The sequence below is a fragment of the Limnohabitans sp. T6-5 genome (assembly GCF_003063315.1).
GTDB lineage: Bacteria > Pseudomonadota > Gammaproteobacteria > Burkholderiales > Burkholderiaceae_C > Limnohabitans_A.
The window spans coordinates 612,953-624,969 of record NZ_NERV01000001.1; the positions used below are offsets into that span (position 1 = coordinate 612,953).

13 protein-coding genes and 1 tRNA gene are annotated in these 12,017 nt (G+C 59.5%); 4 read left to right on the plus strand and 10 right to left on the minus strand.

The genetic code is table 11. From position 1 onward, the window contains the following. The first annotated feature begins 19 nt into the window (after positions 1-19). From pepN to B9Z51_RS02560, 3 genes are all read left to right on the plus strand, one after another. A complete protein-coding gene (gene pepN, locus B9Z51_RS02550; RefSeq protein ID WP_108371501.1) occupies positions 20-2,722 on the plus strand; it encodes an aminopeptidase N in 2,703 nt (900 codons plus the stop codon). Between the two features lie 49 nt (positions 2,723-2,771). Further along, positions 2,772-3,776, plus strand: a complete 1,005-nt coding sequence (locus B9Z51_RS02555; protein WP_108371503.1) for a class 1 fructose-bisphosphatase — start codon at positions 2,772-2,774, stop codon at positions 3,774-3,776. Positions 3,777-3,789: 13 nt separating this feature from the next. After that, positions 3,790-3,865 (plus strand) — tRNA-Thr (locus B9Z51_RS02560). Positions 3,866-4,004: 139 nt separating this feature from the next. Here the strand turns inward: B9Z51_RS02560 and B9Z51_RS02565 are convergent. Then, the gene (locus B9Z51_RS02565; RefSeq protein WP_146187675.1) at positions 4,005-4,328 is read right to left on the minus strand and encodes a transcriptional repressor; all 324 of its coding nucleotides are present in this window, start codon (positions 4,326-4,328) and stop codon (positions 4,005-4,007) included. Between the two features lie 28 nt (positions 4,329-4,356). Between B9Z51_RS02565 and B9Z51_RS18130 the strand changes: the two genes are divergently transcribed. Continuing rightward, a complete protein-coding gene (locus tag B9Z51_RS18130; protein WP_146187676.1) occupies positions 4,357-4,743 on the plus strand; it encodes a hypothetical protein in 387 nt (128 codons plus the stop codon). Positions 4,744-5,505: 762 nt separating this feature from the next. Here the strand turns inward: B9Z51_RS18130 and B9Z51_RS02570 are convergent. The 9 genes from B9Z51_RS02570 to B9Z51_RS02610 are packed head-to-tail and all read right to left on the minus strand — an operon-like array spanning position 5,506 to position 12,008. Continuing rightward, positions 5,506-6,237: a hypothetical protein gene (locus B9Z51_RS02570; protein WP_108371506.1), complete on the minus strand. Its 732-nt coding sequence runs from the start codon at positions 6,235-6,237 to the stop codon at positions 5,506-5,508. A 3-nt stretch (positions 6,238-6,240) separates the two neighbouring features. Further along, a complete protein-coding gene (locus tag B9Z51_RS02575; protein ID WP_108371508.1) occupies positions 6,241-9,276 on the minus strand; it encodes a DUF927 domain-containing protein in 3,036 nt (1,011 codons plus the stop codon). 9 nt (positions 9,277-9,285) lie between these two features. Further along, on the minus strand, positions 9,286-9,852 hold the full coding sequence (locus B9Z51_RS02580) for a hypothetical protein (RefSeq protein ID WP_233254798.1): 567 nt from the start codon (positions 9,850-9,852) through the stop codon (positions 9,286-9,288). An 11-nt stretch (positions 9,853-9,863) separates the two neighbouring features. Next, positions 9,864-10,151, minus strand: a complete 288-nt coding sequence (locus B9Z51_RS02585; protein ID WP_108371510.1) for a helix-turn-helix domain-containing protein — start codon at positions 10,149-10,151, stop codon at positions 9,864-9,866. 4 nt (positions 10,152-10,155) lie between these two features. Next, on the minus strand, positions 10,156-10,338 hold the full coding sequence (locus tag B9Z51_RS02590) for a hypothetical protein (protein WP_108371512.1): 183 nt from the start codon (positions 10,336-10,338) through the stop codon (positions 10,156-10,158). Positions 10,339-10,342: 4 nt separating this feature from the next. Next, positions 10,343-10,594 carry a hypothetical protein gene (locus B9Z51_RS02595; protein WP_146187677.1) on the minus strand — a complete coding sequence of 84 codons (252 nt, stop codon included), beginning with the start codon at positions 10,592-10,594 and terminating at the stop codon, positions 10,343-10,345. After that, a complete protein-coding gene (locus tag B9Z51_RS02600; protein ID WP_108371516.1) occupies positions 10,591-10,938 on the minus strand; it encodes a single-stranded DNA-binding protein in 348 nt (115 codons plus the stop codon). Before B9Z51_RS02600 ends, B9Z51_RS02595 begins: the two co-directional genes overlap by 4 nt. Next, entirely contained in the window at positions 10,935-11,276 is a 342-nt protein-coding gene (locus tag B9Z51_RS02605) for an AlpA family transcriptional regulator (protein ID WP_108371517.1), read from the minus strand. The genes B9Z51_RS02600 and B9Z51_RS02605 overlap by 4 nt, the downstream gene beginning before the upstream one ends. Positions 11,277-11,309: 33 nt before the next feature. After that, on the minus strand, positions 11,310-12,008 hold the full coding sequence (locus B9Z51_RS02610) for a hypothetical protein (RefSeq protein WP_146187678.1): 699 nt from the start codon (positions 12,006-12,008) through the stop codon (positions 11,310-11,312). Positions 12,009-12,017: the final 9 nt, after the last annotated feature.

The window sequence follows — 12,017 nt, forward strand, 5'->3', positions numbered from 1 at the left end:
AACGAAAACGGAGTTAGTGATGCGTGAAGGACAACCCCAGGCGATCGAGCGCGAGGCGTACACAGCCCCCGCGTTCTGGATCGACACCGTCGATCTGACGTTCGACCTCGACCCCACCAAGACCCGCGTGCTGAACAAAATGCGCCTGCGCCGCAACCCCGATGTGGCGGCCCAGCCGCTGCGTCTGGACGGCGAAGAGCTCAACCTGGCACGCGTGCTCGTCAACGGCGGCGGCACCTCGTTCAAGATGGACGGTGATGTGCTGGTGCTCGAGAACCTGCCCGAAGGCCCTGAGGCTTTCGATCTGGAAATCTTCACCACCTGCAACCCCGAGAAAAACACCCAGTTGTCGGGCCTGTACGTCAGCCAGGGCACGTTTTTCACCCAGTGCGAGGCCGAGGGCTTTCGCCGCATCACCTACTTCCTGGACCGCCCGGATGTGATGGCCAGCTACACCGTCACGCTGCGCGCCGACAAGGCCAAGTACCCGGTGCTGCTGAGCAATGGCAACCTGGTCGAACAAGGCAACTTGGAAGACGGCCGCCACTTTGCCAAGTGGGTTGATCCGCACAAAAAGCCTTGCTACCTGTTCGCCCTGGTGGCCGGTCAGTTGGTCGCACGCGAGCAGCGCATCACCAGCCGCAGCGGCACCGAGCACTTGCTGCAGGTGTTCGTGCGCCCCGGCGACCTCGACAAGACCGAGCACGCGATGAACTCGCTCATGGCCAGCGTGGCCTGGGACGAAGCGCGCTTTGGCCTGCCGCTGGACTTGGAACGCTTCATGATCGTCGCCACCAGCGACTTCAACATGGGCGCGATGGAAAACAAGGGCCTGAACATCTTCAACACCAAGTTCGTGTTGGCCAACCCGAACACCGCCACCGACGTGGACTTCGGCAACATCGAATCGGTCGTGGGCCACGAGTACTTCCACAACTGGACCGGCAACCGCATCACCTGCCGCGACTGGTTCCAGCTCTCGCTCAAAGAAGGCCTGACGGTCTTCCGCGACCAAGAGTTCAGCCAGGACATGGCAGGCGTTGCCAGCGCCCGCGCGGTCAAACGCATCGAAGACGTGCGCGTGCTGCGCACCGTTCAGTTTGCCGAAGACGCCGGCCCCATGGCGCACCCGGTCCGCCCCGACAGCTACGTCGAGATCAACAACTTCTACACCGTCACCATCTACGAAAAAGGCTCCGAAGTCGTTCGCATGATGCAGACCTTGGTGGCCAGCCCCGCTGACCTGCAAGGCCGCGATGGTTTTGCCAAAGGCATGAAGCTCTACTTTGAGCGCCACGATGGTCAAGCCGTGACCTGCGACGACTTTGCGCAAGCCATTGCAGACGCCAACCCCGGTAGCGCCCTGGCGCAAAACCTGAGCACCTTCAAGCGCTGGTACAGCCAAGCCGGTACACCGCGACTGCAAGCACGCGGTGCCTACAACGCTGCCGAACGCAGCTACACCCTCACACTGGCCCAGACCTGCCCCGCCACACCCGGCCAGGACAGCAAACAGCCCTTCGTGATCCCGGTCACGCTGGGCCTGCTCTCGCGTGAGGGCCATGCCCTGCCCCTGCAACAGGCCGGCAGCGCCGAGACCCTGCCCCAGCAAACTTTGGTCTTGACCGAAGCCAGCGCCAGCTACACCTTCGTCAACCTGGGCAGCGAACCCGTGCCTTCCTTGCTGCGCGGTTTCAGCGCCCCCGTGGTGCTTCAAGATGGCCTGAGCAGCGCCGACCTGCTGTGTCTGCTGGCCCACGACAGCGACCCCTTCAACCAATGGGAAGCCGGTCAGCGCCTGATGCTGCAAAGCGCGGTGCAAGCCCTCGCGCAAGACCAAACAGGCCCTGTGCTGTCCGACGAGCTGGTCTCTGCCCTGCGCAATGTGCTGCGCCACCCCGAGCTGGATGCGGCCTTCAAAGACCTGGCGCTCACCTTGCCGTCCGAGAACTACATCGCTGACCAGCTGAGTGTGGTAGACCCGCAACGCGTGCACGCCTTGCGCGAAGCCATGCGCCTGCAACTGGCCACCGCATTGCAAGCCGACTGGCAATGGGCTTGGGATGCCCACAAAAACAATGGTGCCTACTCGCCCGATGCGCAATCCAGCGGCCGCCGCGCCCTGGCCGGTCTGGCCATGAGCATGTTGTGCATCGCCGCCGTGCAGGCGGGTGACGACGTGACGCCGGGCCGCGTGTACCAGCAGTTCAAGGACGCGGGCAACATGACCGACCGCTTCAACGCGCTGTCGGCCCTGGTGGTCAGTGGCCATGCTTTGGCCAACGACGCGCTGGCGCTGTTCCACAAACTCTTCCAGCACGAAGCCCTGGTCATCGACAAATGGTTTGCCCTGCAAGCCGGTGCGCCCGACCGCGCTGGCGACGTGCTGCCGCGTGTTCGCCAGCTCATGCAGCATGCCGACTTCAGCCTGCGCAACCCCAACCGCGCCCGCAGCCTGATCTTCAGCTACTGCACCGCCAACCCGGCCGCCTTCCACCGCACCGACGCCGCAGGCTATGTGTACTGGAGCGAGCAGGTGCTGGCCCTGGATGCGATCAACCCGCAAGTGGCCGCCCGCCTGGCCCGTGCCATGGACCGCTGGAGCAGCTTGGCCGAGCCCTACCGCAGCGCGGCCAAAGTGGCCATCGAACGCGTGGCCGCCAAAGCCGACCTGTCCAACGACGTTCGCGAAGTCATCAGCCGTGCATTGAATGCGGCCTGAACATACGCCGCTTGAACACGCGCCGCCTGAACCGAATCAAGGAAACCCCATGAGCAAAATCTCACTCTCCCGCTACCTGGTGGAGCAGCAACGCGACAAAGGCCACATCCCGGCTGATTTGCGCCTGCTGCTCGAAGTCGTAGCCCGCGCCTGCAAAAGCATCAGCCACGCCGTCAACAAAGGCGCTTTGGGTGGTGTGCTCGGCAGCGCTGAAAGCGAAAACGTGCAAGGCGAAGTCCAGAAAAAACTGGACATCATCGCCAACGAAGTGCTGCTCGAAGCCAACGAATGGGGCGGCCACCTTGCGGCCATGGCCTCCGAAGAAATGGACAGCATCTACCTGGTGCCCAACCGCTATCCGCAAGGCGAATACCTGCTGCTGTTTGATCCTTTGGACGGGTCTTCGAACATCGATGTCAACGTCAGCATCGGCACCATCTTCAGCGTGCTGAAAAAGCCCGAAGGCAGCCAAGGCGTGACCGAGCAGGACTTCCTGCAACCGGGCAAGCAGCAAGTGGCCGCAGGCTACTGCGTCTATGGCCCGCAAACCACGCTGGTGCTCACCGTGGGCGACGGCGTGGCCATGTTCACCCTCGACCGCGAGCAAGGCTCCTTTGTGCTCACGCAAGAAAACCTGCAAGTGCCCACCGACACCAAAGAATTCGCCATCAACATGAGCAATATGCGCCACTGGGACGAACCCGTGCGCCGCTACATCGACGAATGCCTGCAGGGCAAGGAAGGCCCCCGCGGCAAGGACTTCAACATGCGCTGGATCGCCAGCATGGTGGCCGATGTGCACCGCATTCTGACCCGTGGCGGCGTCTTCATGTACCCCTGGGACAAGCGCGAGCCGCACAAACCCGGCAAGCTGCGCCTGATGTACGAAGCCAACCCCATGAGCTGGCTGATCGAACAAGCCGGTGGCGCCGCCACCAACGGCAAAGAGCGCATACTCGACCTGCAACCCACCCAACTGCACGAACGTGTGAGCGTCATGCTGGGCTCGAAAAACGAAGTCGAGCGCGTGACCAGCTACCACGCAAAGGTATAATTTTGGAAGGTTAGCCGGTGTAGCTCAGTCGGTAGAGCAGCTCATTCGTAATGAGAAGGTCGGGTGTTCGATTCATCTCTCCGGCACCATTCACATCAAGCCCTGATTCGCAAGAGTCAAGGCTTTTTTGTTGAATCAAATATCCCCATGGGTCAAATTTCATGAAGCACCGTCTCAGGCGGCTATTGGTCAATAATTTTATTGCCTGACAGCCTAAACCCGCATGCATTACGCCTTGCAGTCGGGCATGGAACACACCCCAAAAGCCATGGAATGGCTCAGCATCTTGAGTTCATGCTGTTGCGTGATTGATTCTTGCAAGACTTCATTTGGACATCGATAAAAGTCGACGGCCGCCCCATAAACGACGTATTTCAAATCATCATGATGGCCGCCTTCGGTGAGCTCCAAAGTTGCCTTGGCCGCCTCAAAATGGTTTGAGACCAAAATGCCGACATCGCACAGTTGTGTCGAAAAAACGATAAACCGTTGCCACCTTACATCGTGCATCTCCCAGCGATTGAGAATGGAGAAAAACCATATACCGTTCACGCCTTACTTTGGCTGTCAACGAACCGCAATGAACGCCCCTGCACTGCAAACCCTTGATTTACCAAAGAAAAAGGGCGTTTACTGGAAGCCAGCGAACGCCCTTGAACTTGCATATGGGCTGGGGGACTTAGAACGATCACCTGAAACCCTCATGAATGCTAGCTTTTACAAATTACCGCTTAATTTTGTTCCCCGATTTGTTCCCCGGTTTGGTCTTTGCTACCCCCCTTTTTCAGGTCATCATCGGTCGATCAACACCAGGCCAAAATCCGGCCATAAAAAAAGGGTTGTCTCATTCATGCACCAGGCGGGCAAGCACACACCCGGCGAACAGGGGGGGGGCTTGAAGGCGTACACCCTGCCCGGCCATGCGCTCACCGTTCACCGTTCGCCTTTTCCAAAACTCGCCCGCTAGAAAAAATGCACGGCATGAATCACCAACACCCCAAAACGCCTCAGGGGTACATCGACAGGAGGGCAATCGGTAAATGGTTAAGACAAGTCAACCCCCTAAGTAAAACCATGCAACAGTCCGGTTTCATGCTCGCTTCGACCCGTGTGGGCTTTTCCCCAGGAGGACCCAACACGGGCGGGGGGGTATGGCCCAAACAGACCCAGCCACACCCCAGACAGGCAAAGGGAAAGCGGCCAAACCGGGGAACAATCGGCGGGGTGTTTGTGTGTTTTGCTTCCGCTATCGTTATTTTGTGCGGGGACAAGCGGGGACAGCGGGGACACCGCATAAACAGGGGCTTGTAGCTGTCCCCGCAACTTTGAGGGCAGCGGGGACAGCGGGGACAAAATGACACTTACCCACAGCACAAAACAAGTTATCAACAGATTTTGCTTAAATAATGCGCAACTCGCTTGAATCCTTGCAGTGCAAGTCACCATTACAAGTGGATTCGAAGCCTAGCCCGTTAACGTCCAGGCACCGGGCACCCGTGGCCCCCGCAAGATCGGACAGCAGCGCCAGCAGGGACAGGCCAAACGCTGGCGCTGCCCACCAGATCGGCGGGCACCGGGTGGGCGTGGGTATGGCACCAGGTCAAGGGCTTGGCTTTTCCCTTGCTTGGTGCGAGCCTCGCCTACCAGTTGCAGCGCGAAAGGAAACCCCGCCCGCCCCCTTATCGGGCGGCACAGCGGGTGGGCCTTCATGCCCACAGCATTGACGCTCTCATAAACAGCGCCGCCGCGTTTCAGCTTGCAGGGCGTTCATCGAATCAAACCCCAGCGCCAGGGCCGCATGGGTAAAGCTTTCCTGTTCAAAGTATCGGCTCCCGTTGGTGTCATGTTGCCGCCACAGCCTGCCCACCATGGGCACATGCACGGGCCACGATGTGGGCGGGGGGTTGGTATAGGGCTTCACAATGGCCAGGTCTAAATAAAACTCGCAAGCCTGCCCCACTGTTCGCATTGCAGGCAGGTGGGGCGTGACCTGTTCACGGCGATACAGCTTCACGCCGTGAACGTGCGTCCCCCTGCATACGTGTAGCAGCGGGTCATAACCCCCGGGCCACAGATTGGGGCGCACTGGCCAGGCTTCCAGCCTCTCATTCACCATTTGCTCACCAGCCCATGCAAAAGGTGCGCCCGGGTTGTCTTGCAGCACCTTCAACAGCGCGGCAAACGTGCCCGGGTTTATTCGGTCATCGGGATCAACCGAAGTCACTAAAGGGGCGCGGCCCAAAGCAAAGCCACAGGCCCGGGCCTCACCTAACTGGCCATCAATGCCGGGCAACCAATGTTGATTCACGGGCTGGGTGTCAAGGTCTGCCCGCATCTCGTTGACCCAGCCAGGGTGAAAGCGCGGCAATTCCAACACGTGGCAGTCTATGAGGTGCGGCAAAGCCGGGGCGGGGCTGTCTTGCTCGTTGCATGGGGTGGGCGTGGTCATGTTGGTGGTCATGGCTCACAAGTCCAATGCAAAGATAGCCGGGCTGATTCGGTAGCAGCGTGAAAGCCCTATCCCCGGCAATCGGGGTTTGCAGTCATGCCGCCCTTTAGCCTCAGGGATCAAGCAACCATGGTCAACCAACACCCGGGCCACAGCGCCAGCATCAAAGCCCCTGCACACCTCAGCCTTGAACACCTCAGCGTGAACGAAATATTCGGTACTGACTGATTCGGCCATGGTTGACGCCATGCGCTCCCCGTATTCCCGTTGGTGTTCAGCATCGTTCTTGATCGGCTTACCGTCCTCGCTCACCATGCGCCGGAACCCGGCCCGGTTCAGGGTCTTGGCTGCATGGTCATCCCCTGCCCTGTGCCACCAGGTGAACCGCCCTTCACCGTGCGATTCAAGGAATGCCCGCACTTGTCGCAGCATGGCGGTCACTTCACCGTCACCAGACCCGCCCCGTGAGGCCATCCAGGCATTGAAACAGGTGATCGCGGCCCGTTCGCTCTCGCCCGGCTCCCAGCCTGTCAGGCCCGCCTTTGTGGCCATCTCGCCCGCTGCACCCACCAGGGCAAAGCGCAGGCCCACCCTGTGAACCTGCCCGCCCCCGGATTCGGGGATCATGCGGGCTTCTATCGCCTGCACCCGCTGGCGTATGTCAGCTTTCAGCGTGTGGGCGTTGTCGGTCAACCACTGCAACCAGGCACGGCCCGGGCCACCGTAGCAGCGGCCCGCCTGTTCAACGATGTGGCGTGAAAACGCAGACCCGCCGCCCTCGATCCCGTGCAGGTTTTCCAGCATCCCCAAACCAGCGCCAGCATCGGCGGGAATATCGGCCATTCGCACTTCTTGCCCTGTTCGCGCCCGCTTCATGCCTTCGGCCATGTGATCGGCCAAACCCAATTCACCAGCAGACAAAAACAGCAGCCGCCATGAAAGCCGGGGCCGTGGTGCGCCGTTACGGGTTGCCCGTGCCTTGCTTGATTCATTGGCCAGCATGTAGGCGCACTCGCCCGCCGTTTTGGGGTCCACCTGTGCCAGTTCATCCAGCACCAGCAGCGAATCGCAGTGCTGGGCTGCAATCGCTTCAAGGGCGTTATCGGTGGTGCGCCAGCGTTGCAGGTAATTGGGGCCACCGTTCACGCTTGCCGCTACTTTCAGGGCCGTGGTTTTGCCCGTTGACGATCCACCGCGAAAGTGAAAACCGCCCGATTCAACACACCCAGGGCGCAGCAAAGGCCCGGCAAAGGCGCTGGCCACAGCGAACACCAGGCGCGAATTACCCGCACACATCGCGCCCACACGGTCACGCCATTGGTCAGCAGTACCTTTGACTGTGAAAGTGTTTTCCATGGCTTGGTCACTTTGGAAAACGATCTTTTCGGCTTCATCGCCCATGGTTTCGCGTGGCAAAACAAAGGCCAGGCCGTGCCACCCTATGCGGTCGGTGCAGGTGGTGAAATCTTCGGGCTGGCGCGTTTGAATGTATTGGGTCAGCAGGTTTCGGGCGCGTGGTGAAGTGCCAATTCTCAGACCCTGCCCCATCAAAAATGCTCGGTATTCGCCACCGTCACCCGCCAGCATACGGGCGGGCATGGCCCATGTTTTGACGTGCCCCAATGGATCGGCAAAGCGCAGGTGATAACCCCAGCCGCCGCCATCATGGTCACGGGTCAATGCCAGCACGTCCAAACGACTGCACAGCCATTCGGCCTTGGTGGGTTCGCCGTCCTTGTCCACACCAGCATAAAACACACCTTCATCGGTCACGCTGAATCTGTCCCACTCGTTCGCAGCTTTGCCGCCCGTGTGGCCACCGTCACCGCCGTGGCCACCATCGCCACCAGCAGCGCCAGCACTGGCCCCGCTTGAAGGCTTTTTGTTTCGTGCTGGGGGCTTGGTCTTGCCAGGCGCGTTTGTTTGGTGCGTGGCCCCGTCTGGTGCGTCCTGTGCGCCATCGTGCGCCGCCATCGCTGCCAGTTCGTGATCGGCAATCGCGGACAACACACAGTCACGCACAGCGTCAAGGCCGTGGGCTTGGTGCATGTCGTTGAAATCGCTTTGATTCGCTGCCAGGTCAACCGGGAACACGGCCAAACCCTTCACGGCCAAAGCCGCCGCCGTGGCTTTGATCTTGCCGGGGTTGTTGCCTGTTTTGATGAACGTGGCTTGGTCATCGTCACCACACAGCACCAGCAGCGCAGCGGGGTAAAGCTGGCGCAGGGCGTGGGCCACCTTGTCCATGTTGCCCGCATCAAAGGCCACCGCCACCGGATATCCCGTGGCTTCGTGCAGGCTTGCCGCCGTGGCGTAACCCTCAGCCACCAAAATGACGCGCACAGCCGCCCCTTGATCGCCCGCATGATCGCCCGCTTGATCGCCATCCCGGCCACCAGCGCCAGCTACAGCAGCCGGGGCAGGCACCGCACCCAGCAAGTGCCAAAGGCCCGATTTACGGCCATCCTTCAAAAATCGTTTTGTGCCCTCAGCGGTCACGCCTTGCAGGTTCCACAGCTTGCCCGCACCGTCAAACAGCGGGATCATCAAAGCGCCATCCACCGCACCAAAGCGCAGGCCGTGGGCCTTCACGCCTTTTCGCACCAGGTAAGCGGATTCGCCTTGATCGCTGCCCGCCTCCCATGCCTTCACAGCAGCAGCCGCCGCCGTTTCATGTCGCTGGCGCTGGGCTTCGGCTTCGCGGGTTTGTAGTTCGTGGTGATCGCGCTGCCTTTGTGCCAGCACTTCGGGCGAAGGTTTGGCCGCTGCCTGCCCGTCTTTGGGCACGGTGTAGCCGTGTTGTTTGGCGAGGTGGATCAATGAACCCATGGTCACAGACCCGCCCGCCATGAATGATCGCCAGGCCGTTCGGCAATCGTTGCCCTTGAAGTCTGGTGCAGTGGCAGACCATTCGAAAAACAGGTCATAGCCGCCCTCATCGGGGAATTCGGATTTGATCGCCATCCCTACCTTTGCCCATTCATCGCGGGGCAGGTTTGCCGGGATATGCGCCAGGGCTTGGCGGGTCGTTTCGTGTGTGTGGTGGTTCATGGTTTTTGGTTACTCCACATCACTGGATTCGGGGGGTGAAAATTCATCCTCTAGGTCAACCACCAAACGTGCGGACAACAACTCGCAGGTTGCCCGCACCCACTCGTTACGGGCGCTGGCAATCGTGTTCATCACTTGGTCACGCGCAGCTTCGGGCAAGTCAGGGCAGGTTTTGCGAAGTGCAGCGGGTAGCTGATCTAATCGTTCGACAACCGACTGACTCGCAGCGGCCAACACTTCGGCCAACAAGGTAATCGGGGCATATTCGCCCCGTAAAACTGCGTTTTTGATTTCTTGGCCCTCACGTTGTGCCCGCTTCAAAGCCGCCGATTCGTGCGCCGGGTCAAGCCCGCCCACCGTGTCACCCAATCGCCCCGCCGCTTGTTCGCGAAGGCGGGCGCAATAGGCCGCTATCAACTCCCCCGTTGTTTGACAAGGGGGGAGCTTTCCACTGTTCACCATGGCGCTGATCGCTTGTTGTGAAACTCCAACCACTTCGGCCACCGTGTATTGCAAAACGGGGGCGTTCATGTCGATCGATTTGTTGGGCGCTTTGGTTTGGTTTGGTTTTTTCATTTTTGCTTTGTTCAAACGGGGTTGAAGTTCAATTCACATTGCCGGGTGTTTGTGGTGGTCAACACATACAAGCCCACACGGTTCACGGAACCATCGGGGTTTGTTCGGTCGATCATTTGGGTTTCGATTCGGTGTCCATCGCTTCGCAGTTCGTGAACACGAGCGCGGGGGTCTGGTGCGTTGCATTCGGTGGTCAATTGCTCCACCGTGGCCGGGCCTTTGGCAAGCCTGCAAAGGATCGCCAGGCGCTGGCCTTCTATGCCGTTGTATCGGGGCGGGGTGTTGGTGGGCTTGTCCATCACGTCACCGCCGCATGGGTAAGCGCCGGGGCTTTGGGCTGGGGCTGGGCCTTGCCGTGGGCCGGGTCAGCACCAGCTTTTGAAATGCCGTGCTGCCCTGCCTGCCCTCGATCACGTCAAGCCCATGCAACCGAAGCCGCTGGGTTTGCGTGGTCTTGGTGTTGCCGCTGGGTTTGTCGCTTTTCATGGCTTCAATCCAGTTCTTCGGCAAAGCTAACCGGGGGGACAAAGGCCGGGGCCAGTTCGCACACCATGCCAGGCACCGACACTGCCAAAGGCTGGCCAGTTTTGGTATCCGTCACGGTCAACACACCGTCACCAGACAGGGCCACAGATCGCGCCCCGTGTGTGGCTTTCAGTGGCGTGGATCGCATCGCATCAAAGCCCCAGCGAAGGCACTCCAAAGCCTCAGCGGCCCGCATGTTTTGAATTCGCTCGGTCATTGGTGCGCCCCCTCTGTTTGCGCTTCCTGTGCTTTGCGTTTGCGCCCCAGGTGGTAAGCGGTCATCACGGCATAAACCGACACGTTCAAGCCGTGGCACTGGCCTTTGTTTTGATCGGCCCACACCGATATCGAAGCCTCGCCACTCACGGCCACTGAATCGCCATCGTCAAGGGCTTGCATCGCTGCAATCGCCTTTTGTGAAAAGGTGATACAGCTACAAAGCAGGCTTTCCCCGTCTTTGCCCGGCGCTGCAATGCGCCAGGTTGCAAAGGCGTTGCCGTTTGAGGATTGGCGAACCGTCACAGCGCCGCGAAGGCGTCCGGCAATCAGTGCATCAATCATTTGTCACCCCCTTGTGGTCTTGCCTCTGTACGGCCTGCAATCCATGCCAGAACATCGGATTCACGCCAGGCCACAGCGCGGGCACCAATGCGAACAGGCGTAGGGAACCCGTGCGACTTGCTGCCCATGTACGTGTAAATTGAAGATTTGCGAAGGCCCGTTAGGTTTTCAACGGCATCAAGGCGCAACAGTCGCCCGGGGGCTGGGGTGTTGAGTGGTGTTTTTTGGTTCAAAGCGTTTCCTAGAAAGTTGCAAAGGCCCGCATGGGTGCAGACAGGTGCAATGTCGTAGAACGTGAACTTAAAAGTAATCACCGCAAATAAACGATTTGCGGGCATTTGCGGGGATGTTTTCGGCGCTAGGTGGCGTTGTCAGCTTGGTGGGCCTTGATCGGCCTGCCATAGCTTGAGGGTCGTTGCTGCCAGTTTGGCGCTGAACGGGTGTCCCATCTTTTCACCCAGGTCGCTTAACCACTTGGTAAACCAGCCGCTTTCCGACAAGGGCGGGGCTTTGCCAAAGTGCGACAAATAGGCTTGGAAAACCGTCAAGATAATGGCCCTGCTCAGGGCGTGTTTATCAGCTTTGCCCGCCTGAGGGTTAAGCAAACCAGCCGCACAGCTTGCCGCATTTTCTAGGTTTTGCACGGCATCCCAAAACGCGCCGGGGGTGGTCAGTTTTGGGCGGGCATCCTCTAGAAAATCCACCTTTTGTGAAGCGTCACCCAATAAAGCCACTTCAACAGCACCAGCGCGAAACAACCTCAATCCGACAGGGTCAAGTGCTGCAAGGCTTTGCAATAAGGCGCGGGCTTGAGTCTTGACGTTTTCAATTTTTGCCTCGGTCACTTGTGCCCGTGCTTGCCCCTTTCGCATCAAGGGAATTCGAATCCTCACCAGAACATCACTCAGGAAAATTCTTCGCATTTCGTCTGGTGCGCGGCCCGGGATGTTTTTCAGAAGGGTCTTGAAGACTCCATCATTGATCGGGTTTTTATCAAGCCAGAAGGTACGGTTTTGGATGTCATGTTGCTCAAAGTTCGGCCTAATCAATGGGCGTTTTTTGGTTGCCATTGTTTTGGA

Excerpts from the sequence above, each read along its gene's own strand:
- pepN (WP_108371501.1), top strand. The coding sequence starts at position 20 with ATGCGTGAAGGACAACCCCAGGCGATCGAGCGCGAGGCGTACACAGCC.
- B9Z51_RS02555 (WP_108371503.1), top strand. The coding sequence starts at position 2,772 with ATGAGCAAAATCTCACTCTCCCGCTACCTGGTGGAGCAGCAACGCGAC.
- B9Z51_RS18130 (WP_146187676.1), top strand. The coding sequence starts at position 4,357 with ATGAACGCCCCTGCACTGCAAACCCTTGATTTACCAAAGAAAAAGGGC.
- B9Z51_RS02570 (WP_108371506.1), bottom strand. The coding sequence starts at position 6,237 with ATGACCACCAACATGACCACGCCCACCCCATGCAACGAGCAAGACAGC.
- B9Z51_RS02575 (WP_108371508.1), bottom strand. The coding sequence starts at position 9,276 with ATGAACCACCACACACACGAAACGACCCGCCAAGCCCTGGCGCATATC.
- B9Z51_RS02580 (WP_233254798.1), bottom strand. The coding sequence starts at position 9,852 with ATGAAAAAACCAAACCAAACCAAAGCGCCCAACAAATCGATCGACATG.
- B9Z51_RS02585 (WP_108371510.1), bottom strand. The coding sequence starts at position 10,151 with ATGGACAAGCCCACCAACACCCCGCCCCGATACAACGGCATAGAAGGC.
- B9Z51_RS02590 (WP_108371512.1), bottom strand. The coding sequence starts at position 10,338 with ATGAAAAGCGACAAACCCAGCGGCAACACCAAGACCACGCAAACCCAG.
- B9Z51_RS02595 (WP_146187677.1), bottom strand. The coding sequence starts at position 10,594 with ATGACCGAGCGAATTCAAAACATGCGGGCCGCTGAGGCTTTGGAGTGC.
- B9Z51_RS02600 (WP_108371516.1), bottom strand. The coding sequence starts at position 10,938 with ATGATTGATGCACTGATTGCCGGACGCCTTCGCGGCGCTGTGACGGTT.
- B9Z51_RS02605 (WP_108371517.1), bottom strand. The coding sequence starts at position 11,276 with ATGCCCGCAAATCGTTTATTTGCGGTGATTACTTTTAAGTTCACGTTC.
- B9Z51_RS02610 (WP_146187678.1), bottom strand. The coding sequence starts at position 12,008 with ATGGCAACCAAAAAACGCCCATTGATTAGGCCGAACTTTGAGCAACAT.